The organism is Mesorhizobium sp. M1C.F.Ca.ET.210.01.1.1 (assembly GCF_004791585.1).
Classification (GTDB): domain Bacteria; phylum Pseudomonadota; class Alphaproteobacteria; order Rhizobiales; family Rhizobiaceae; genus Mesorhizobium.
Genome location: NZ_SRUU01000005.1, coordinates 164,883 through 184,289, shown reverse-complemented (window position 1 = coordinate 184,289; position 19,407 = coordinate 164,883). Strand labels below are relative to the sequence as shown.

Here is a 19,407-nt window from a genome sequence, read left to right as displayed (position 1 = left end):
AGCCGGGTCCAAGTTCCGGCAGACTATGGTCATCTTTCCCGGCTCAGGCCGGGCCTGGCATCTCACTCGGACGGCTTGTCCGGCGCCGTCTGTTGCTCGCTCTCCTCGGCGGCTTCCTCAAGCCGCGCTGCGATCAGTTCCTTGATATCGCCGACCTCCTCCTGGATGTCCTCCAGAAGGATGCCCTCCTCGGCGGCCTTGGCGCAGCACTCCTCGGCGAGGGTCTCGGCCTGCTTCTCGATCTTGGCGGGCGAATGCTGGCAATGGACTTTTTCGCCAATCCATCCGCGCAAGAACTCGATCGCATGTTCACTCATACTGCTTCTTCCCTAGCGGCAATGCCGGTTGGTAGTCATGAACGCCCCCATCCCGCTAACGGATGCACGCCCCATTCGAGCCGAGTCGGCCTCGCCCGGCAAGACATCTTGCCCGAGGTCCACAAAGCGGGAGGAATTGGAGGGTTCGGGGAACACGTTCTGATCGGTGAGGGTGATGATGCCTTGGGCAGGATCGCCAAAGATCCGCACTATTGTTTCTGCTTGCTTTTCCCGGTTTTTCAGACCGATTTCAGTCACAACACGCAACGCATTTACGGCGATCTCGCAGGCGCACCCAAGCGGCGAGAAACCGAAAGCCGCCGGTATATAGTGATATCCTCATGCAATGTCGACTCCGCGCGCCGTCCCTGCTTCTTTCCGTCGCGTCAGGTGGGATGACGGCCGTTGGATCACAAGCATGCGGGTCGCGTTCGCCAGGCACAGCGCGATGCCGTCATTGGCCCTTGAACGCTCAACTCTGGCACGCGTAACATCATACCGCTCAACTGAGTCTGTTTCATTCGTCCGGGCTAATGCCCGGATCGGGTTGGATATTTTCCTTGCATACGGATGCAACCAGCAGCGCGACGGAGCGCGGCAAATCCTTTGTCCATGTGGCGGAAGCCTCCTGGGGCAAGGGTCTCAGCACCCTGCTCCGCATCACGCGCATGACGCTGCGCCATCCTTGGCAAGTCGCGATCACCATCGTCTCGACCTTCATCGCCGCGACGCTGCAGCTTCTCATTCCACGCCTGCTGGGGCGCGCCATCGATCAGGCGCAAGGCGTGATGGCCGAAGGCGCCGGCACCGCTGCGCAGCACGCGCTTTGGAACACGGCGCTCACGCTGCTGGTCGTCAGCGTGCTGCGCGGCCTCTTCACCATGGCGCAGAACTACTTTGGCGAGGCCGTCGGCCATCAGACCGGCTATGAGCTGCGACTGGCGTTCTATGAGAAGATCCAGCGGCTGAGCTTTGCCTTCCACGACAGGGTCCATACCGGCGATCTGATCACGCTCGGGCTCCTCGACCTCGACGGCGTGCGCATGTTCTTTTCCACCGGGGTCCTGCGCGTGGTCCTGCTCGGCGTACTGATCGGCGTCGGCGCCTATCTCTTGGTCAGCACCGATCTCATGCTCGGACTGCTGAGCCTGAGCTTCGTGCCGTTCGTCGCCTGGCGATCCTCCGTCACTCAATTGAGGCTGCGCAGCACCTGGTTGACCCTGCAGCAGCGCCTGTCGGTGCTGAGCCGGGTGATGGACGAGAATCTCGGCGGCATCCGCGTCGTGCGCGCTTTTGCGGCGCAGCGCCACGAGTTGGAGAAGTTCGACCGCGCCAAGCAGGATGCGCTGGATCTCGCCAACGAGCGCGTCGACATTCGCGTCAGCAACACCAGCGCGATGAATTTCTCGTTCCTGGCGGCCATGGGCCTGGTGCTCTGGTTCGGCGGCCAGAAGGTGATGTCGGGTCAAATCAGCGTCGGCACGCTGGCGCAGTTCCTCACCTTCATGACCATCCTGCAGATGCCGGTGCGCCAGCTCGGCCTGATGGTCAATTCGTTCGCACGCGCCTCGACCTGCGGGACGCGGCTGTTCGAATTGCTCGACACCGAGCTCGACATCAGGGACGCGCCGGGCGCCAGGGACCTCGTCGTCACCGAAGGCGTGCTGCGCTTCGACGATGTCGGCTTCCACTATCCGGGCTCAGGCGGCCGGCCGACATTGTCCGGCATTTCCTTCGAGGCCGGGCCCGGTCAGACCATCGGCATCGTCGGCCCGCCCGGCAGCGGCAAGTCGACCATCGCGCATTTGATCCCGCGCTTCTACGATGTGACCTCGGGCACTATTACCATCGACGGCCAGGACATCCGCGAGGTCACGCTGCAATCGCTGCGCAAGGCGGTCGGCGTCGTGCAGCAGGACGCGTTCCTGTTCACGACCTCGATCGAGAACAACATCGCCTACGGCAATCCCTGGGCCCGCGAGACCCGCATCGAGCGGGCGGCCGAGTCCGCCCAGTTGCACAACTACATCATCGGGCTTCCGGCCGGCTACACCACGATCGTCGGCGAACGCGGCGCGTCGCTCTCCGGCGGCCAGCGGCAGCGTCTGACCATCGCCCGCAGCCTGATGCTGCGGCCTTCGGTGCTGGTCTTCGACGATTCCACCGCGGCCATCGATGCCGGCACCGAACAGCGCATCCGGGCGGCGATGAAGCGCTTCGCCAAGGATCGCGTGACGCTCATCATCTCGCACCGGCTGAGCTCGCTGATGCATGCCGACCAGGTCCTGTTCGTCGAGGGCGGCAGGATCGTCGAGCGCGGCACGCATGAGGAGCTGCTGGCCCTGGGCGGACGCTACCGCGCGCTCTACGACCTGCAGCTGCGGCCAGACGACGACCGGCCCGTTGCGCTCGGAGCGGCATGATGTCGACACAGAACGACGACGAGAAGGAAGACACCAGCGGGCGGCCGGCAAAGGCCGTTGTCGGCTCGCATCGCGACGAGGAAGAGGTTTTCGGCAAGGCCTACGATCCGCGCATCGTGCGGCGAATCTGGAGCTTCGTCAGCCCGTACCGGGCCCGGATCTTCATCTCGGTCGCCGCGGTGCTGGTGTTCACGCTGACGCAACTGGCGATCCCGCTGGTCATCCGCTATGCCATCGACCACGGCATGGCGCCGGGCAGGGTCGACCGTTCGGTCATGGCCTTGGCGACCGCCGCCTTTGCCGTGATCATCCTCATCAACTACGCGGCCAGCTATGTGCAGGAAAGCGTCGTCGGCAAGGTGGCCGAGAATGTGCTCTCCGACCTGCGCCGCGCCATGTTCGGCCATCTGCAGCGGGTCTCGCTGGGCTTCATGGACAAGACCGAGGTCGGTCGGCTGATGTCGCGCCTGCAGGGCGACGTCAATTCGATGCAGGAATTCCTCGAAACGTCCGTCATGTCGGTGGGCGACATCGTACTCTTGTTCGGCATCGTCAGCGTGCTCTTGTGGCTGGACTTTCGGCTCGGGCTGCTGACGCTGTCGACCATGCCGGTGCTGTTCATCGTTCGCCTGTTCTGGCTGCCGCGCGCCAAGGTCGCCTTCATGGCCGCGCATGAGACCAACTCGATCGCCAACGGGGCGCTGGCCGAAGGCATTCACGGCGTGCGCACCGTGCAAAGCCTTGAGCGCCAGCACGTCAATTTCGAGCTCTATGACGAGAAGGTGCTGGCCAATCTCAATGCCCATCTCAGGTCGGCCAAATACGCGCAGGTGATGGTGCCGATCGTCGACACGCTGACCGGCATCGCCATGGTGACAGTCATCGTCGTCGGCGGTTCGATGGTGCTGTCGCACAGCCTCGACGTCGGCGTCATGGTGGCGTTCCTGTTCTACATCCAGCGCTTCTTCGACCCCATCCGCTCTCTCACCATGCAGTACAGCGTCATGCAGCGCGCCATGGCTTCGGGCCAGCGCATCTCCGAAGTGCTCGACGTGCCGGTGGAGGTCAGCGACCGGCAAGGCGCGGTGGCGCTATCGCCAGACATGGACGGCTCGGTCGAGTTCAGGAACGTCACCTTCGGCTACCGGCGGAACCAGCCGGTGCTGAAGAACGTCAGCTTCCGCGTCAACCCAGGCGAGACCGTGGCGCTTGTTGGTCCGACCGGCTCGGGCAAGTCGAGCTCGATGGCGCTGGCGCACCGCTTCTACGATGTGTGGTCGGGTCAGGTGCTGGTCGGCGGGCACGACGTGCGCGACGTGACGCAGAATTCCCTCGGCGAGCAGATGGCGATGGTGCTGCAGGAGCCGTTTCTGTTTTCCGGAACGGTGCTGGAAAACATCCGCTATCACAAGACCAATGCTACCCGCGAGGAGGTGGTGCGCGCGGCAAAGGCCGTCGGCGCGCACGACTTCATCGAGCACCTGCCCGACGGCTACGACACCGAGCTCGAGCAGCGCGGCGGCAATCTCTCGCTCGGCCAGCGGCAGCTGATCAGCTTCGCGCGGGCGCTGGTGGCCGACGCCAGGATCCTCGTGCTCGACGAGGCGACGGCCAGCATCGATTCCTATACCGAGATGCTGATCCAGAAGGCGCTGGTGAAACTGCTGGAGGGCCGAACCGGGCTCGTCATCGCCCATCGGCTCGCCACCATCCGCGGCGCCGACCGCATCATCGTCTTGCAGAACGGCGAGATCGTCGAGAGCGGCAACCACGAGCAATTGATGGAACGGAAGGGCCTCTACGCCCGCCTCTACACCATGAACTACGCCTCGTTCGACGACATTTCCGAGGAGGAGATGGGAATGGACGCAGTGGCCGGCAAAGCGACGTGAGCATCGAGAACTCGCTGGTGCCGACCGTGGTTCGCTTCCGTGGGCTTGCGGCATTGAACTGGCGCCGGCGCGGCATTCTTACGCCATCGCGCGCATGTTCGCCGACGAATGAACCGTGCGTTCCGGGACCAGCGCCCTCGACTTCGCGGTGAATTGGCCAGCCTGTCCGGGCAGGCAGGGTGCGAAGGCTCCGGTTGAAGTATTCCGACAGGAGAGAACCGTGAATCGAGCATGATCCGGACGCGCGCCGCGCCCGGATCATGCGACGGTTATGAGCGGCTCATGCGGGCGGCGTCAGGCGTGCCGAATTTCCGTTCCGAGCACGTTCAGGCACTCGCGGATAAAGGCGGCAAGCGCGGTCCAGCCTTTGGCCGAAACCATGGTGCCGTCGACATAGGCCTCGGTGGGGGACAGGTCGATGTAGGTGCCACCCGCCAATGTGACCTCCGGCTCGCAGGCGCCCAGCGCGCCGACCTTCTTGCCGCGCACGACGCCGTCGACCGCAACCAGGATCTGCACGCCGTGGCAAATCGTGAAGATCGGCTTCTTGGCTTCATGAAAATGGCGCACCATCGCCTGAACGCGCTTGTCGGTACGGATGTATTCCGGACCGCGGCCGCCGGCGCAGTAAACCGCATGATACTGGTCGAGCTGCTTTTCTGCTTCGGAAAAGGTCTTGTTGATCAGAGCATAGTGGCCAAGCTTCTCCGTGTAGGTCTGGTCGCCCTCGAAGTCGTGCAGCGAGGTCTTGATCAGGTCTCCCGCATTCTTGTCAGGACACACGACGTGGACCGTATGGCCGACGGCTTCCATCGCCTGCTGGTAGACAAAAATTTCGTATTCCTCGGTGAACTCACCGGTAAGCATCAGTATCTTCTTGCCTGGCATGGCTCTTCCTCTCGATCTCGGTTGGAACAAGGCGCGCCCGTCCTTGTCTTTTTGGGCCTCAGAAAATCGCTTGTCAGAAGGGGGAATCCGGGAAGCAGCATTCCTTGGCGTTGCCCTGGGTGATCAGCGGCGCGTCGAGCTTGACGGACATAGGAGCGGCTACTCGAAGGCAGGCAGGAGCCGATCCCGCGAATTCTCGATATGCACGCGCATCGCCTTTTCGGCGGCGCGAGGATCGCCGGCGGTGAAGGCTGCGAGGATGGCTTCATGCTCATCGAGCGCTTCCTCCGTGACGCGCGAGTGATACATCAGGCGAAAGATATGGAAGTGCGTATGCTGGTGGCTGAGCGTTTCGCGGATCAACTCGTTCTGGGCGAACTCCATGATCTTGTCGTGGAAGATCGCGTCCTGGCGAGCAAAATTCGAATAGCGCAGACGCTCGTCTTTCCCCACCCGGCGAGCCATGACCCCCGCTGCCTCCCGAAGAATTGCCAGACGCGGCTCGTCGAGAGCGGCCGTCGCCTTCGCGGCGGCGGCGGGCTCCAGCAGCAGTCGCAGTTCGTAAAGTTCGTCGAAGCGCCGCCGGGTTATCTGTGGCGCGGCGCGGTAGCCTATGAGATGGGTCTTCAACACAAGGCCCTCGCCTTCCAGGCGGCCGAGGGCCTCGCGGATGGGCGTGTGCGAGACGTTGAACTCCCTGACAAGGTTGTCGACCGTGATCCGCGACCCCGGCGCGATCCTGAGCGACATCAACTGCGCGAAGATGGCTTCGTAGACATCGCCAGCCAGGCTGTTGGCGCGCTGGATACGGCCGGCCGGCCGGGCATCGCTGTCGACTGATAGGTCCGGATACTGCATCGTTTGCCCCTTGACAGAGGCAAGCACTAACACGATGCTTTGAGCAATTCAATCCTATATCCTATACGATCTTATAGAGGATACGGCGTGAGGGTGGGCAGGGACAGCACGCGGGCGGCTACCAACGGAACCCCGCCGCCGCAGGGCTGCGTGCTCGATGCCGAAGGGTGCACCACCACCACCAATGCCGCTGACCTCAAGCAGGGCGCACTCGCGCCTTTCGCCGGCGCGAAAGGCTATGGGCTAGGCTTGGCGCTTGAGCTGCTGGCCGCCGCCCTCGCCTGCCTCGAGCCGGCGCCGAACATTCGCGGCACCGCACCGGCTGCGCTGCCCGGCGACCAAGCAGCGGCGCGCCGGGCACAAACCCTCACAGAAGGTTTCGCGGTCGAAACCAGCCTTTGGAATGCGCTCAACCCCCTCGGCCACCAATCCATTTTCGAAGGACACGTTTCATGACCTTGTTTGCAGTGACGCGTCTGCCGCGCGAAATTCTGTTCGGCAAGGGCCAGCGCCACGCGCTGCCTGCCATCGCCGCCAGACATGGCCGGCGCGCCTTCATCTGCACCGACGAGCGTTTCGCGGCGACATCCCAATTTGCCGAAATCCTAGCCGCATTGAAGGCAGCCTCGATCGACACGCTCGTCCATGACCGCACCTTGCCCGACGTTCCTCGCGACAGCGTCGCCGTATGCGTCGCGCAGGCAAAGGATTTCAAGCCGGACATGGTGATCGGCATCGGCGGCGGCAGTTGCCTCGACATGGCCAAGTGCGCGGCGCTGCTGCTCAGTCGCGGAGGCAGGCTCCAGGACTACTACGGCGAGTTCAAGGTGCCGGGCCCCATTCTTCCCGTCATCGCCGTGCCCACCACGGCCGGCACGGGCTCGGAGGTGACCCCGGTGGCCGTCATCTCCGATTCGGAACGGACGCTCAAGGTCGGCATCTCCAGCCCCTACCTCATCGCCGCCGTCGCGCTCTGCGATCCGGAGCTCACCATGACGTGTCCACCGTCGCTGACGGCCATCACCGGAGCCGACGCGCTTACCCACGCCATCGAGGCTTTCACGGCAATGAGACGCGAAGCCGATTCCGCCTTGCCGCAGCAACATGTCTTTGTCGGCAAGAGCGCGCTGACCGACCATTTCGCCCTGCTGGCGATCAGGCTTCTCGGCCGCAGTCTCGAAAAGGCGTTTCGCGACGGAGCGGACGAGGTGGCGCGCGCCGATGTCATGATGGGCGCCCTGGCTGCCGGCTGCGCCTTCGGCACAGCCGGAACGGCAGCCGCCCACGCCGTGCAATATCCCGTCGGCGCGCTGACGCACACGCCGCACGGATTGGGCGTGGCGACGATGCTGCCCTACGTGATGAACTATAACCTGCCCGCCGCGACCGCCGAGATCGCACAGGTCGGCGCCGCTCTCGGCCTGGCGCGGGCAGATGGCACAGCTGAACAGGTGGCGCGCGCGACCATTGACGAGGTGGCCCGGCTGTTCGGTTCCATCGGCATCACGCCGACGCTGGCCGAGCTTGGCCTGCCCGAGGACAAAGTCGACTGGACCGCTGAGCAGGCGCTCGGCATCGACCGGCTGATCAAGAACAACCCTCGCCGCTTCGATATCGCCGGTATGCGACGGCTGGTGAAAGCGGCCTACGACGGCGATATGGCAGCGAGCGCATTCTGACCGAGCAAGGGGCATTCCGATGAACATTTCTCCAGTGTTATTGGACGACGATCCAGACATGTTCGACTACAACACGTTCTCGCACGGGCTCTATATCGGCGGACAATGGCGACCGTCGTCCGACGGTCGCCATATCAAGGTCGTCGATCCGTCGACCGAGGCCGTGATCGCGGCGGTGCCGGATGCGACGCTGGCCGATGCCCAGGCCGCCGTCGAAGCGGCGGCCAAGGCGGCGGCGGGCTGGCGCGATACCGCGCCGCGCAAGCGTTCGGAAATCCTGCGCGCTGCTTCGAGCTGATGACCGAACGGGCGGAGACGCTCGCAGCGCTTATCTCGCTGGAAAATGGCAAGGCGCTGCGAGACGCGCGCGCCGAGGTGATCTACGCGGCCGAGTTCTTTCGCTGGAACGCCGAAGAAGCAGTTCGCATCAGCGGCGAGTTCGGCCTCGCGCCGTCAGGCGCCAACCGGATCGTCGTCGACTACCAGCCGATCGGCGTCTGCGTCCTCATTACACCCTGGAACTTCCCGGCCGCCATGGCCACGCGCAAGATTGCGCCCGCTCTTGCTGCCGGCTGCACAGTCATCCTCAAGCCCGCCAGCGAGACGCCGCTGACCGCCTACGCGCTCGCCGCGCTCTACGAGGAGGCAGGCGTTCCGCCAGGCGTCGTCAACGTGCTCACAACCTCCAATCCCGGCCCGCTGACGGCGGCCATGCTGGCCGATTCGCGCGTGCGCAAGCTCTCCTTCACGGGGTCAACCGGCGTCGGTCGCGTGCTTCTGGCCGAGGCGGCGAAGCACGTCATATCGTGCTCGATGGAGCTCGGCGGCAACGCGCCTTTCATCGTCTTCGATGACGCCGACCTGGAGGCTGCACTGGATGGGGCAATGGTGGCCAAGATGCGCAACGCCGGCGAGGCCTGTACAGCAGCCAACCGCATCTACGCCCAGGCCGGCATCCATGACAGCTTCGCCGAAGGCCTGCGCAAACGCATGACCGCCCTGAAGGTCGGCTCCGGAACGGATGCCGACACCGAATGCGGCCCGATGATCACGGGGAAGGCCGTCGACAAGATCGACCGTCTGGTAAGAGATGCCGTGGGCCGCGGCGCCGAGGTCCTGTGCGGGGGTGCGATAGCCCAGGGCAGAGGCTACTTCTACCCGCCGACGGTGCTTCGCAACGTGCCCGCCGATGCCGACATGGCGCACGAGGAGATATTCGGCCCGGTCGCGCCGATCGCGCGCTTCGAGGACGAGGCCGAGGTCATCGCCCGCGCCAACGACACCGAATACGGTCTCGCCGCCTACATCTACACCCGCGACCTGGCCAGGGGTATGCGTGTGGCTTCGAAGATCGAGTCAGGTATGATCGCCCTCAACCGCGGCCTGATGTCCGATCCGGCTGCGCCCTTCGGCGGCGTCAAGCAGAGCGGGCTCGGCCGTGAAGGCGGGCAGAAACACGGCATTGCCGAGTTCATGGAGGCAAAATACATCGCCGTGACGATCTGAGCTGAGAGACGATGACCAAGGATCCCTTTCGCATTCGCGACCACGTCGCCGAGTTCGACGACATTGTCGCAGAGATCGTTCGTCTGAGCGCGGAGGTGAGGCTGAGACTTCCGATGGTTGCCGATATCGCCTATGGGCCGGACGCTACCGAGACCGTCGACCTGTTCTTCCCGGAAGGCAAACGCGACGGCCTGCCCGTGCACATGTTCATCCATGGCGGCTACTGGCGCATGTTCTCGAAACGCGACTATTCCTACATCGCCGAGACGGTGACGCGCGCCGGCGCGATCGCGGTCATCGTCGACTATGCGCTGATGCCGGCGGTCAGGATGGCCGCGATCGTCGACCAGGTGCGCCGGGCACAACAATGGGTGCTTGCCTGCATCGCGCAGTATGGCGGCGATCCCGAGCGACTGACCGTCAGCGGTCATTCCGCCGGCGCCCACCTTGCGACAATGGTTCTCGGCGACGGCAGCAGGCCATCGAAGATCAAGGGGGCCCTGCTGCTTAGCGGCCTCTATGACCTGGAGCCCCTGCAGACCTCGTTCCTGGCCGCCGAAATTGGCATCACGGGAGAGGAAGTCGCGTCGTTCAGCCCCCTCACCCACCGCTTCGACCCGGCTGTCGCGGTCGAAATCGCGGTTGGCGCCGAGGAAACGGCTCCCTTCCATCGCCAGGCCGAGGCATTTGCGCTCCATCTGCAAGAACAGGGACTGCGTGTCCGGCGGACCGCCGTAACGAACGCCAATCACATGAGCATCGTGCGCGATATGGGCCTGCTCGGCACCGATGCCGCCGGGTTGTTGGAAGACCTTGTTTCAAGGTGAAACCATAGGTGCGCGCCCGGACGGGATCCGGCCAAGAGACGGCGCGACGGCTGGACCAACATGGACGCGCGCGACCTTGGCCGGATCGTGCATCTGTGCATCGAGAAGAGCGGCCTGGGATTCCAGGTGTTCAACGCCGTCAATGACAATATTGTCGCCGACATCCCCACGGAAGCGTTTCTGAAGACCCACGCCCCCGGTACGCCAATCACGCGGCCGATGGATGATTTCGAAGGTCCGATCTCAAATCGCAAGCTGCGCGAAGTCCTCGGGTTCCGGCAACAGTATAACTGGCGTGCGGAACCGGCAGGTTCATGAGCAGCAATCGCGTGTGCGATGTCGCGCGGTCGAGCTGCGACGGGTGAAGCGGTTCGCGTGGTGCAGGGCAGAAGCGTGGCTCAGTCGAAGAAGCCCGCATCCTCGTCCCTGAGATATTTCCCGGCTGCTTCGGCATCGATATCGAGGCCCAGCCCCGGCGCTTCCAACAGATCCACCATGCTATCCTTAACGATCTGCCGCGGCAGGCCGATTACGAGGTCCTCCCACCAGGGGTCGGAGGCGCTCGGGTATTCGAAGGCGATGTAGTTGGCCGGCAAGGTGGCGCAGACATTGATCAGCGCGCCGAGGCCGAGCAGCCCGTTCGCCGTTCCGTGCGGCGCCATCAGGATCGAGTGCATATAGGCGTGCTCGGCGACCCATTTGAGCTCAGCGATGCCGCCGATATCGGCAGGATCTGGGCCGATGACGCGCACGGCCTGCGTCTCGATCAGCTCCTTGAAATTGTGCCGCAGGTAGATCTGCTCGCCGGTGTGGATCGGCGTCGACGTGGAGGTGGTCAGCTCCCGATAGGCCTGCGGATTGACCCACGGCACATAGTCGCCGGTCAGCATGTCCTCGAGCCACATCAAATTGTACTTCTCGACCGCGCGAGCGAACCTGATCGCATCAGGCAGCATCCAGCCCGGACCACAGTCAAGCGCCAGGCTGACCTTGTCGCCCAGCACTTCCTTCATCGCGATCACGCAGTCGAGCATGTTGTTGAAACCGCGCTCGCTGATGACGCCCTGGTCCATAGCGCCGTGATAGCCAGCCTTCTTCTGCGTCACGCCGTAATGGAAGTCTTCGATGGTATCCTTCATGTTGGAGTGGAACGAGATTCCCTGCTTGATCATGAAGAAGTTCTGCGGCTGCTCCATCATCCATTTGACGTCGGCGGCGTAATCCTCCGGCCGGTCGCCCGCGCGCTTGCGGCGGATCGATCCGTTATAGACGCGCACCTTGTCGCGCACCTTGCCGCCGAGCAGCTTGTAGACCGGCACGCCCGCGGCCTTGCCGGCAATGTCCCACAGCGCATGCTCGATGGCGCTGACCGCGGCGCCATAAGGCTTGAACGAGCCGCGCTGGCGGATCTTCAGCATCACCCGCTCGACGTCGGTCGGATCCTCGCCGATCAGCGCGTCGCGGAAATGCAGCACAAAGGGCCTGAGATAGGTCTTGGTGAACTCTACTTCGCCAAGGCCATACAGGCCCTCGTCGGTCACGATGCGCACGATCGGATGCTTGCCTATCACAGCGCAGCGCAGGTCGGTGATCTTCATGGCGCAGTCCTATTTCACAGACGAGAAAGCTGTCGGCGTGAGCAGCTGGCTGCTGATATTGGCAATGATCTGCCCGTCGCGCTCAGACTCGTCCCGGGCCCTGTGCCATACCGGATCGGTGACGAAAGCCGACCATTTCGTCTCACGCTCGGCCAGCGATTCCCAGGCGAGGAAATAGGTGAGGCGATTGCTGTTTTCGCCGATCGCCGTGGTGAAAAACCCGGCTTGGCGGATGCCATGCCTCTCCCAGATGGCCAGCGTTTGGTCGGAAAAGCGCTTGAGCAAAGCCGGCAGCCTGCCTGGCAGGCAGTCATAGATGCGCAGTTCGTAGATCATGGTTTCGTCCGTTTCTTTCTTCGCCTCTCCTTTGGGAGAGGTCGACACGAATGGTCGGTCGTTGGCCCTGTGAGCCTGAGGGAATGAGGGCAAGGGGTCTGGGCTAACTCCAGGTCCGGTCCCAGCTAAATTCATTGTCCCAATGCTCGGTGCATTGCCATATCCCTGTGACACCCGGTTGCAGGTGCAGCGAGATTACCTCGTCGACCACGTCGTCAATCCCCAGGCCCGGCTTGTCCAGAACAGTGATAAAGCCGTCCTTGACGAGCGGCTTGGGCAGGCCGGTGACGATATCGTCCCACCAGTCGACATCGGCGGAGTGGTATTCGAGCGCCATGAAGTTTTCGGTCGCGGTGGCGACATGTGCGGCGGCCATGGCGGCGATCGGGCTTTCGGCCATGTGGATGGCCATGGCGACGCCGTGGTCCTGCGCCATGTCGCCGATCTTCTTGGTCTCGAGGATGCCGCCGCTGGTGAGCAGGTCCGGGTGGATGACTGAGAGGCCGCCGCTCTTGAGCAGTGGCTCGAAGCCCTCCTTGAGGTAGATATCCTCGCCGGTGCAGATCGGCACCGAGGTCGCTTGCTGCAGCTGCCGGTATTGCTCGGTGTATTGCCAAGGAATGACGTCCTCGAGCCAGGCCGGGACGTATTTCTCGATGCGGCGCGACAGGCGGATGCCGTCCTGCAGCGAGATGTGGCCGACATGATCGATGGCTAAGGGAATCTCGTAACCGATGACCTCGCGAACCTCGTGGATATACTGCTCCAGCAGATCGATACCCTTCTCGGTGAAATGCAGCCCCGTGAACGGGTGCTGCACGTTCTGCGCATCGTAGGCGAGATTGCGGGCCTTACGCTGCTGGGGCGTGCCGCCACGGCCGCGCGGATTGGCGTGAAACCCTTCGAGCGCGCCTGCGGGCGCCACGACGGCGCCCGGGACATGGGCGATCTGCATCAGGCCCAGGTCCATCTTGAGGAAGGTGAATCCACGATCCATGCGCGCCTTGAGGCGCTTGCCGGTTTCGGTGCCGCTCGGTTTCTCGGCATCGGTATCGCAGTAGACGCGCACGCGATCGCGAAACTTGCCGCCCAGCATCTGGTAGATCGGGACGCCATAGGCCTTGCCGGCGAGGTCCCACAACGCGATTTCGACCGCCGAGACGCCGCCGCCTTGGCGGCCGTGCCCGCCGAACTGCTTGATGCGGCGAAACAGGCGGTCGATGTCGCAAGGGTTCTCGCCGAGCAGCCGGCTCTTCAGCATCAGCGCGTAGGTGGCGCTGGCGCCGTCGCGCACCTCGCCAAGCCCGACGATGCCCTGGTTGGTGTAGATCTTGAGCAGCGCCGAGGTGAACGGCGCGCCGACGATTTCGGCTACCCGCATGTCGGTGATGCGCAATTCAGACGGCCTGGAATTGGTGTTGACCCGATTGAGAGCCTCGTCGGCTCCACCCGTTTTTGGCATGACTTGTCCTCGTTCTGGTCGGCGGGGTTTGTCGCCCGTGCGCCGGGGCGCAGAGCGTTGCTAGCCCAGCTCAATCTCATGGGCCTGCAGGTAGTCGCGATCCATCTCGACACCGAGACCCGGCCTCGACGTCAGCTTGAGGCTGCCGTTCGACACGTCGAGCGGGCTGTCGATGAGGTGATCGTACTTGCCCAGGTTCCACTCCGACGTTTCGAGCTTGTAGAAGTTGGGAACCGTCATCATCACCTGCGCTCCGGCAACCACGTTGATCGGTCCCGCGGCGTCATGTGGCGAGACGGGGACGTAGTAGGCTTCGCAGAGGGCGGAAATCTTCTTGAGCTCGGTAATGCCGCCGGTCCAGGTGACGTCAGGCATGATGTAGTCAGCGAGCTTGTTCTCGAGCACCGGCACGAAGTCCCACTTCGTGTGGCCGCGCTCGCCCCACGAGATGGCGGCGCTGACCTTGTCGCGCACCTGCTTGAGGGCGTTGAGGCTTTCGGGCGGGCAAGGCTCCTCGAACCAGTCGATCTGGCCGGCTTCCTCGAGGCTGCGACAGAGGCGAATAGCGGTGGGAACGTCGAAGCGGCCATGCGCATCGATGAGGATGTCGACATCGGGGCCCGCCGTTTCGCGGATCAGGGCCGTGAGCTCGGCCGCTTCGCGCTCGTCCTTGCGGGTCATGCCGCCATCGAGATAGCCGTCCCGCCTTTCGCGGGCCTCGCCGTCGACGCTGGGACCCTGGTGGGGGAACGGATCGAACTTGAGCCCGGTATGGCCGGACTCGACGATGTCCCGAATTTCGCGGACCACGGCCTCCTTGCTGGTGAACTTGGCCTGGTTGGGGTGGGTGTAGAGGGCGATCTCATCGCGCACTGGTCCGCCCAGCAACTCATAGATCGGCTTGCCGAGGACTTTGCCGCGGATGTCCCAGAGCGCTATGTCGATGGCGCTGACGCATTCGACCGCGGCGCCGCGGCTGCCCATGTAGGTGAAGCTGCGGAAGATCTTGTGCCAGAGATGCTCAATGCGCGAGGGATCCTCACCTGCCATGGCGGAACCGATCTGCCGCAGGATCGTGCACAGAGCGCGGTTGGCGAGCTTCGTCGTGGTGGTGATCTCTCCCCAGCCACTAACCCCCTCGTCGGTCGTCACTTCGACGAACAAGTACTCCCCCCAATAAGACGCATCGGACTTGATCAGCCACGGCCGAACGCTCGTGATTTTCATGTCAGCTACCTTTGTCTGAATGGCCGGGCTGAAGGCATTCCCGGCCAGGTGTGTTCTATCCGGCCCGCGCGGCGTTGCGGGCTCGCATATGTTCGAGGATGTGCCGGCCGGAGCCCTCGACATGGCGGGCAACGAGCTCGGCCGCCTTGTCGCCTTCTCCCGCCTTTACGAGCGCGATGAGCTCGCGGTGCTCGCGAATGATCGCGGCACGTCGCGCAAGCGTGAAATCGAAACGCCGGCTCACGGCTCGCAGCACTTCGCGATGCTTCCACCAAAGCTCGGCGGCATGGCGGTTGTAGTGCCGCTGGTACATCACGGTGTGGAAGGCGGTATCCAGCTCACTGTGCCTGAATGTATCGGCAAAGTTGTTCTCTTCGATTAGACCCTGGATACGTTCGAGTTCGGCGATGTCCTCGCCGGTGGCCATGTTCACGAACCATCTGGTCAGGGCCGGCTCGATGAGAACGCCGATCTCGTAGATATCGCGGACAAATTCCTGATCTATAGGCCGGACGCGCGCGCCCCTGTTGGGGGCAAAGATGACAAAGCCCTCGCCGCGCAGCAGCTGAAGGGCCTCGCGCACGGGGTTGGTCGAAGTGCCGTGACGGCGGGCGAGATCAGTGACCACAAGCCGCTCATTGGCGGCGAGCCGCCCCTCGATGATGTCTTCCCTGATCAGTTCATAGATCGAGGCGCCCTCGCTGGAGGCCCCTATGGGGTCAATCCCCGCAGGTGGTTTGGCTTTAAAATCGGTTGGTTCGGCCAAGGCCCCGTTCCCCCTGGATCAATACACACTCTTTCCGATTATCACGCAAAGTTTCGATAAACAATGTACGATCTGGCACGTTGACAGACAATTCACGATCTGAAAACGTACAAATAGACCGAAGGGATACACAGATCGATGTTCCGTGGTCGAAACGAGCAAGGACCGCTTGCCTCGAAGCGAAGCGGCGTGGGAGAGAACCTGGAGGATACCTATGACGAGGATTACACTCGGTGGTGCCGTCCTGCGCGGCACTGTTTCGACTGCTTTAATGGCATCGTTGATGTCGGCGCCGGCGCTGGGCGCGCCGCCGGTCGACGTGAGCAAGTGGTCGCCGGAATATGTGCGCTCGATCGCGGGCACGCAGGATTTTGATACGGCGGGCGATTGCGCCAAGGTCACCCCGCTCGACTACAAGGGGCGGCTGACTTTCTGGTACCAGGGCGTGTTCGAGGGCGACCCCGACCTCCTGCGCCAGTACTACAAGGATTTCTTCGCAAACTTCCGCAAGACCTATCCGAACATCCAGCTCGAGGAACAGGCCCTCACCTACAACGACCTGCTCGACAAGTTCCGCACGGCGCTCCTGGGCAACGCGGCGCCGATGGCGGTCCGCCTGCAGATCCTGGGTGGTACCGAGTTCGCCTCGAAGGGCTATCTGCAGCCGCTCAAGCCCGAGGATGTGGGCTATTCGACCGAGGATTTCTGGCCCGGCGCCATGAAGGCCGTCACCTGGGACGGCGTGACCTACGGTATTCCAACCAACAACGAGACGATGGCGTTCATCTGGAACGCCGACATCTTCAAGCGCGCGGGCCTCGATCCGAACAAGCCTCCGGCAACCTGGGACGACGTCGTGAAGTATTCCAAGCAGATCCACGACAAGCTCGGCATTGCCGGTTATGGCCTCGTAGCCCGCAAGAACGCCGGCAACACGCCCTATCGATTCATGCCGCAGCTGTGGGCCTATGGCGGCGGCGTCTTCGACGAGGCGAAGGCGGACCCGACCTACAAGGAGATCGAGCTCAACAGCCCGCAGAGCAAGGCGGCGCTGCAGGCCTCTTACGATATGTATGTCCGGGACAAGTCGGTTCCGGTTTCGGCGCTCACCAACCAGCAGGCCGACAACCAGCCCCTGTTCCTGGCCGGCCAGCTCGGCATGATGATCTCGCACCCGTCAGACTACAACGTCATGCTCGACCTGCAGAAGAAGGCTACGGGCGCCGACAAGGACAAGGCGCAAACGGTCATCGACAACATGCGCTACGGCCTCATCCCGACCGGCCCGGACGGCAAGCGTGCCGTCGTATTCGGCGGCTCAAACATTCACATCCTGAAGCCCGAATATGTCGAGGGCGGCAAGGTGGACGAGCCGGCGGCAAAGGCCATCATCTGCATGTGGACGAGCCCCGAATGGTCGCTGAAGATGGCTTACGCCGGCTCGAACCCGGGCAACCTCAACGGCTTCAAGACCAAATGGATGAAGGAACGTCTGGACAACATCAAGTTCCTCGATGTGACGACCTCGATGCTGCCATACGGCATCCCTTTCCCGGCGCTGCCGCAGTCTCCCGAGATCATGAACATCATCGTCCCGGACATGCTGCAAAATGCCCTGACCGGAGCGATGACCGTCGACCAGGCAGCGGACGACGCAGCCAAGAAGGTGAAAGACCTGATGGGCGGCGGACTCTAGCCGAAGCCTGACCTGAGATCCGACCGGCTGCGCCGAGAGTGCGGCCGGTTGGCTCCGAAGAACAAGGGCACGCCAAAGTGACGATCGTGACCGGCCAGACCGAGGCTCGCCGACCATTGCAACCCGACAGGTCCGGCGCGCTGCGCAATATCTGGGAGCATCGCGCCGACTACGCGTATGTCCTGCCGGCGATCGTCGTGATGCTCATCGTCATCGCCTATCCGATCTACTACACGATCGAGCTGTCGTTCTTCAGTACGCCGCCTGGCCTGCAGCTGCGGGACAAGATCTTCGTCGGCCTCGATAACTACAAGGCCATCCTCACCAGTGAGGTGTTCTGGAAGGTCACCTGGAACACTCTTGTCTGGACGCTGGGATCCACCTTCGTCTCCTTTGTCCTGGGCTTTGCCACCGCGCTGGCGCTCCATCGCGACTTTATCGGCCGCGGCGTCCTGCGCGCCGTCCTGATCATTCCCTGGGTCATCAGCGCGGTCGCCGCCTCCTATATCTGGAAGTGGATCTACCATTCGGATTTTGGGATCATCGGCGCGGTGCTGGTCGAACTCGGATTGGTAGACCGGCCGCCGAACTTCATCGACAGCGTCGGCACGGTGCTGCCCTCCCTGATCGTGGTCAATATCTGGCGTGAGTTTCCGTTCGCCATGATCATGATGATGGCCGGCCTGCAGACGGTTCCCGACCAGTTGCTGCGCGCCGCAAAGGTCGACGGAGCCAATGCATGGCAGCGCTTCTGGCACGTGACTTTCCCGCACTTGAGGAACGTCTCGACGGTGACGATCCTGCTGCTGGCAGTGGCCAACTTCAATTCCTTCATCATCCCCTGGATCATGACCGGCGGCGGCCCGTCGAACGCATCGCATATCTGGATCACCCACATTTACGAGCTTGCCTTCGGCCGTCAGCGCTGGGGGGTGGCATCGGCCTATTCGGTGCTTCTGTTCCTCATCCTGATGACGCTCGGCTACTTCTACGTCCGTGCGCTGAGCGGCAATGAGCGGAAGGAAGGGAACGCATGAGCACGATTGCCGAGACAGTCCCTCGGGGCCAGACCAGCCGCCGCATGCGCATCGATGGATGGCGGTGGGGCGGGCGGGTCTTCCTGGTCTTCATGCTGCTTTACACGGCATTGCCGATGATCTGGATGCTGCTCACCTCGATCAAGTCCGGCTTCGCGGCGATGCAGTTCCCGCCGCAATGGTGGCCAGACCAGCCTACCCTTGCCAGTTACCAGAAGCTGCTCGATCCGCAAAACAGCGTCGGCCAGGACTTCCTCCGCTTCTTCTGGAACAGCCTTTTCGTCTCGACCGCCACGACGATCCTTTCGGTGATCGTGGCGGTGCCCGCGGCCTATGCTTTTTCGCGCTTCACCTTCCCGGGCCGGAACTTCCTGTTCTTCGCCGTGCTGCTGCGCAACATGTTCCCCGCGGTGATCTTTCTCGTGCCGCTCTTCATCCTGATGCGGGCGATCGGGCTGGTTAACACGCATGGGTCGCTTGTGCTCACCTACCTCACTTTTGGACTGCCGCTGGCGATCTGGCTGCTCAAGGGCTTCTACGATAACATCCCGATCCAGCTCGAGCAGGCGGCACGCATCGACGGAGCGACGCGGTTCCAGGCCTTCGTCCTGATCGTGATGCCGCTCTCGGCGCCGGGAATCATCGCCACCGCGATCTATTCCTTCATCGGCGCGTGGAACGAGTACATCTACGCCTACACCTTCCTCTCCAAGAACGAGCAGCTGACGTTGCCGGTCGGCATCCAGCGCTTCTTTTCGGAAAATACGACGGACTTTCCGGGCCTGATGGCGGCCAGCTTCATCATGAGCGTCCCCGTCGTGGTGCTGTTCCTTGTTTTGCAACGATACTTCGTACGCGCCCTTACGGAAGGCGCAGTCAAGCACTAAGGAGTTTT

The 19,407-nt window shown here is 63.0% G+C and carries 18 protein-coding genes and 1 pseudogene; 10 read left to right on the top strand and 9 right to left on the bottom strand.

Translation table 11 applies throughout. The annotated features are described in order from the left end of the window. Nucleotides 1-62: 62 nt before the first annotated feature. Nucleotides 63-317: a DUF768 domain-containing protein gene (locus tag EN853_RS07940; protein ID WP_127858980.1), complete on the bottom strand. Its 255-nt coding sequence runs from the start codon at nucleotides 315-317 to the stop codon at nucleotides 63-65. A 12-nt stretch (nucleotides 318-329) separates the two neighbouring features. Beyond that, nucleotides 330-575: a hypothetical protein gene (locus EN853_RS07935; RefSeq protein WP_127858979.1), complete on the bottom strand. Its 246-nt coding sequence runs from the start codon at nucleotides 573-575 to the stop codon at nucleotides 330-332. A 302-nt stretch (nucleotides 576-877) separates the two neighbouring features. Between EN853_RS07935 and EN853_RS07930 the strand changes: the two genes are divergently transcribed. Then, nucleotides 878-2,740, top strand: coding sequence for an ABC transporter ATP-binding protein (locus tag EN853_RS07930; protein ID WP_127858978.1), 1,863 nt, complete (start codon nucleotides 878-880; stop codon nucleotides 2,738-2,740). Continuing rightward, a complete protein-coding gene (locus tag EN853_RS07925) occupies nucleotides 2,740-4,632 on the top strand; it encodes an ABC transporter ATP-binding protein (RefSeq protein ID WP_127858977.1) in 1,893 nt (630 codons plus the stop codon). Before EN853_RS07930 ends, EN853_RS07925 begins: the two co-directional genes overlap by 1 nt. 294 nt (nucleotides 4,633-4,926) lie before the next feature. Here the strand turns inward: EN853_RS07925 and EN853_RS07920 are convergent, their stop codons facing one another. Then, on the bottom strand, nucleotides 4,927-5,520 hold the full coding sequence (locus tag EN853_RS07920) for a DJ-1/PfpI family protein (RefSeq protein WP_127858976.1): 594 nt from the start codon (nucleotides 5,518-5,520) through the stop codon (nucleotides 4,927-4,929). A gap of 159 nt (nucleotides 5,521-5,679) precedes the next feature. Then, nucleotides 5,680-6,378, bottom strand: a complete 699-nt coding sequence (locus EN853_RS07915; protein ID WP_127858975.1) for a GntR family transcriptional regulator — start codon at nucleotides 6,376-6,378, stop codon at nucleotides 5,680-5,682. Nucleotides 6,379-6,465: 87 nt separating this feature from the next. On the opposite strand from EN853_RS07915, the gene EN853_RS07910 reads away from it, so the two are divergent. The 5 genes and pseudogenes from EN853_RS07910 to EN853_RS07890 all read left to right on the top strand — a co-directional run bounded on the left by EN853_RS07910 (nucleotide 6,466) and on the right by EN853_RS07890 (nucleotide 10,708). After that, nucleotides 6,466-6,834 carry an Ldh family oxidoreductase gene (locus EN853_RS07910; RefSeq protein WP_348631566.1) on the top strand — a complete coding sequence of 123 codons (369 nt, stop codon included), beginning with the start codon at nucleotides 6,466-6,468 and terminating at the stop codon, nucleotides 6,832-6,834. Beyond that, complete coding sequence (locus EN853_RS07905) at nucleotides 6,831-8,057, top strand: iron-containing alcohol dehydrogenase (RefSeq protein WP_127858973.1); 1,227 nt, start codon at nucleotides 6,831-6,833, stop codon at nucleotides 8,055-8,057. The genes EN853_RS07910 and EN853_RS07905 overlap by 4 nt, the downstream gene beginning before the upstream one ends. 19 nt (nucleotides 8,058-8,076) lie before the next feature. Beyond that, a pseudogene (locus EN853_RS07900) lies at nucleotides 8,077-9,563 on the top strand (aldehyde dehydrogenase family protein). A gap of 11 nt (nucleotides 9,564-9,574) precedes the next feature. Then, on the top strand, nucleotides 9,575-10,390 hold the full coding sequence (locus EN853_RS07895) for an alpha/beta hydrolase (protein ID WP_127858972.1): 816 nt from the start codon (nucleotides 9,575-9,577) through the stop codon (nucleotides 10,388-10,390). Nucleotides 10,391-10,450: 60 nt separating this feature from the next. Further along, entirely contained in the window at nucleotides 10,451-10,708 is a 258-nt protein-coding gene (locus tag EN853_RS07890) for a hypothetical protein (RefSeq protein WP_189343868.1), read from the top strand. Nucleotides 10,709-10,788: 80 nt separating this feature from the next. Here EN853_RS07890 and EN853_RS07885 read toward each other — a convergent pair whose 3' ends face one another. The 5 genes from EN853_RS07885 to EN853_RS07865 form a co-directional block, all read right to left on the bottom strand. Continuing rightward, entirely contained in the window at nucleotides 10,789-11,988 is a 1,200-nt protein-coding gene (locus EN853_RS07885; RefSeq protein WP_127858971.1) for a mandelate racemase/muconate lactonizing enzyme family protein, read from the bottom strand. 9 nt (nucleotides 11,989-11,997) lie between these two features. After that, a complete protein-coding gene (locus EN853_RS07880) occupies nucleotides 11,998-12,324 on the bottom strand; it encodes an NIPSNAP family protein (protein WP_127859076.1) in 327 nt (108 codons plus the stop codon). Nucleotides 12,325-12,427: 103 nt separating this feature from the next. Beyond that, the gene (locus tag EN853_RS07875) at nucleotides 12,428-13,786 is read right to left on the bottom strand and encodes a mandelate racemase/muconate lactonizing enzyme family protein (RefSeq protein ID WP_127858970.1); all 1,359 of its coding nucleotides are present in this window, start codon (nucleotides 13,784-13,786) and stop codon (nucleotides 12,428-12,430) included. Between the two features lie 60 nt (nucleotides 13,787-13,846). After that, nucleotides 13,847-15,034 (bottom strand): mandelate racemase/muconate lactonizing enzyme family protein, encoded by a 1,188-nt coding sequence (locus EN853_RS07870; RefSeq protein ID WP_281061493.1) that lies wholly within the window; start codon nucleotides 15,032-15,034, stop codon nucleotides 13,847-13,849. A gap of 34 nt (nucleotides 15,035-15,068) precedes the next feature. After that, the gene (locus EN853_RS07865) at nucleotides 15,069-15,779 is read right to left on the bottom strand and encodes a GntR family transcriptional regulator (RefSeq protein WP_127858968.1); all 711 of its coding nucleotides are present in this window, start codon (nucleotides 15,777-15,779) and stop codon (nucleotides 15,069-15,071) included. 214 nt (nucleotides 15,780-15,993) lie between these two features. On the opposite strand from EN853_RS07865, the gene EN853_RS07860 reads away from it, so the two are divergent. From EN853_RS07860 to EN853_RS07850, 3 genes are all read left to right on the top strand, one after another. After that, entirely contained in the window at nucleotides 15,994-17,475 is a 1,482-nt protein-coding gene (locus EN853_RS07860) for a sugar ABC transporter substrate-binding protein (protein WP_127858967.1), read from the top strand. Nucleotides 17,476-17,552: 77 nt separating this feature from the next. Next, a complete protein-coding gene (locus EN853_RS07855) occupies nucleotides 17,553-18,512 on the top strand; it encodes a sugar ABC transporter permease (protein ID WP_127858966.1) in 960 nt (319 codons plus the stop codon). Continuing rightward, nucleotides 18,509-19,399, top strand: a complete 891-nt coding sequence (locus EN853_RS07850) for a carbohydrate ABC transporter permease (protein ID WP_127858965.1) — start codon at nucleotides 18,509-18,511, stop codon at nucleotides 19,397-19,399. Before EN853_RS07855 ends, EN853_RS07850 begins: the two co-directional genes overlap by 4 nt. Nucleotides 19,400-19,407: the final 8 nt, after the last annotated feature.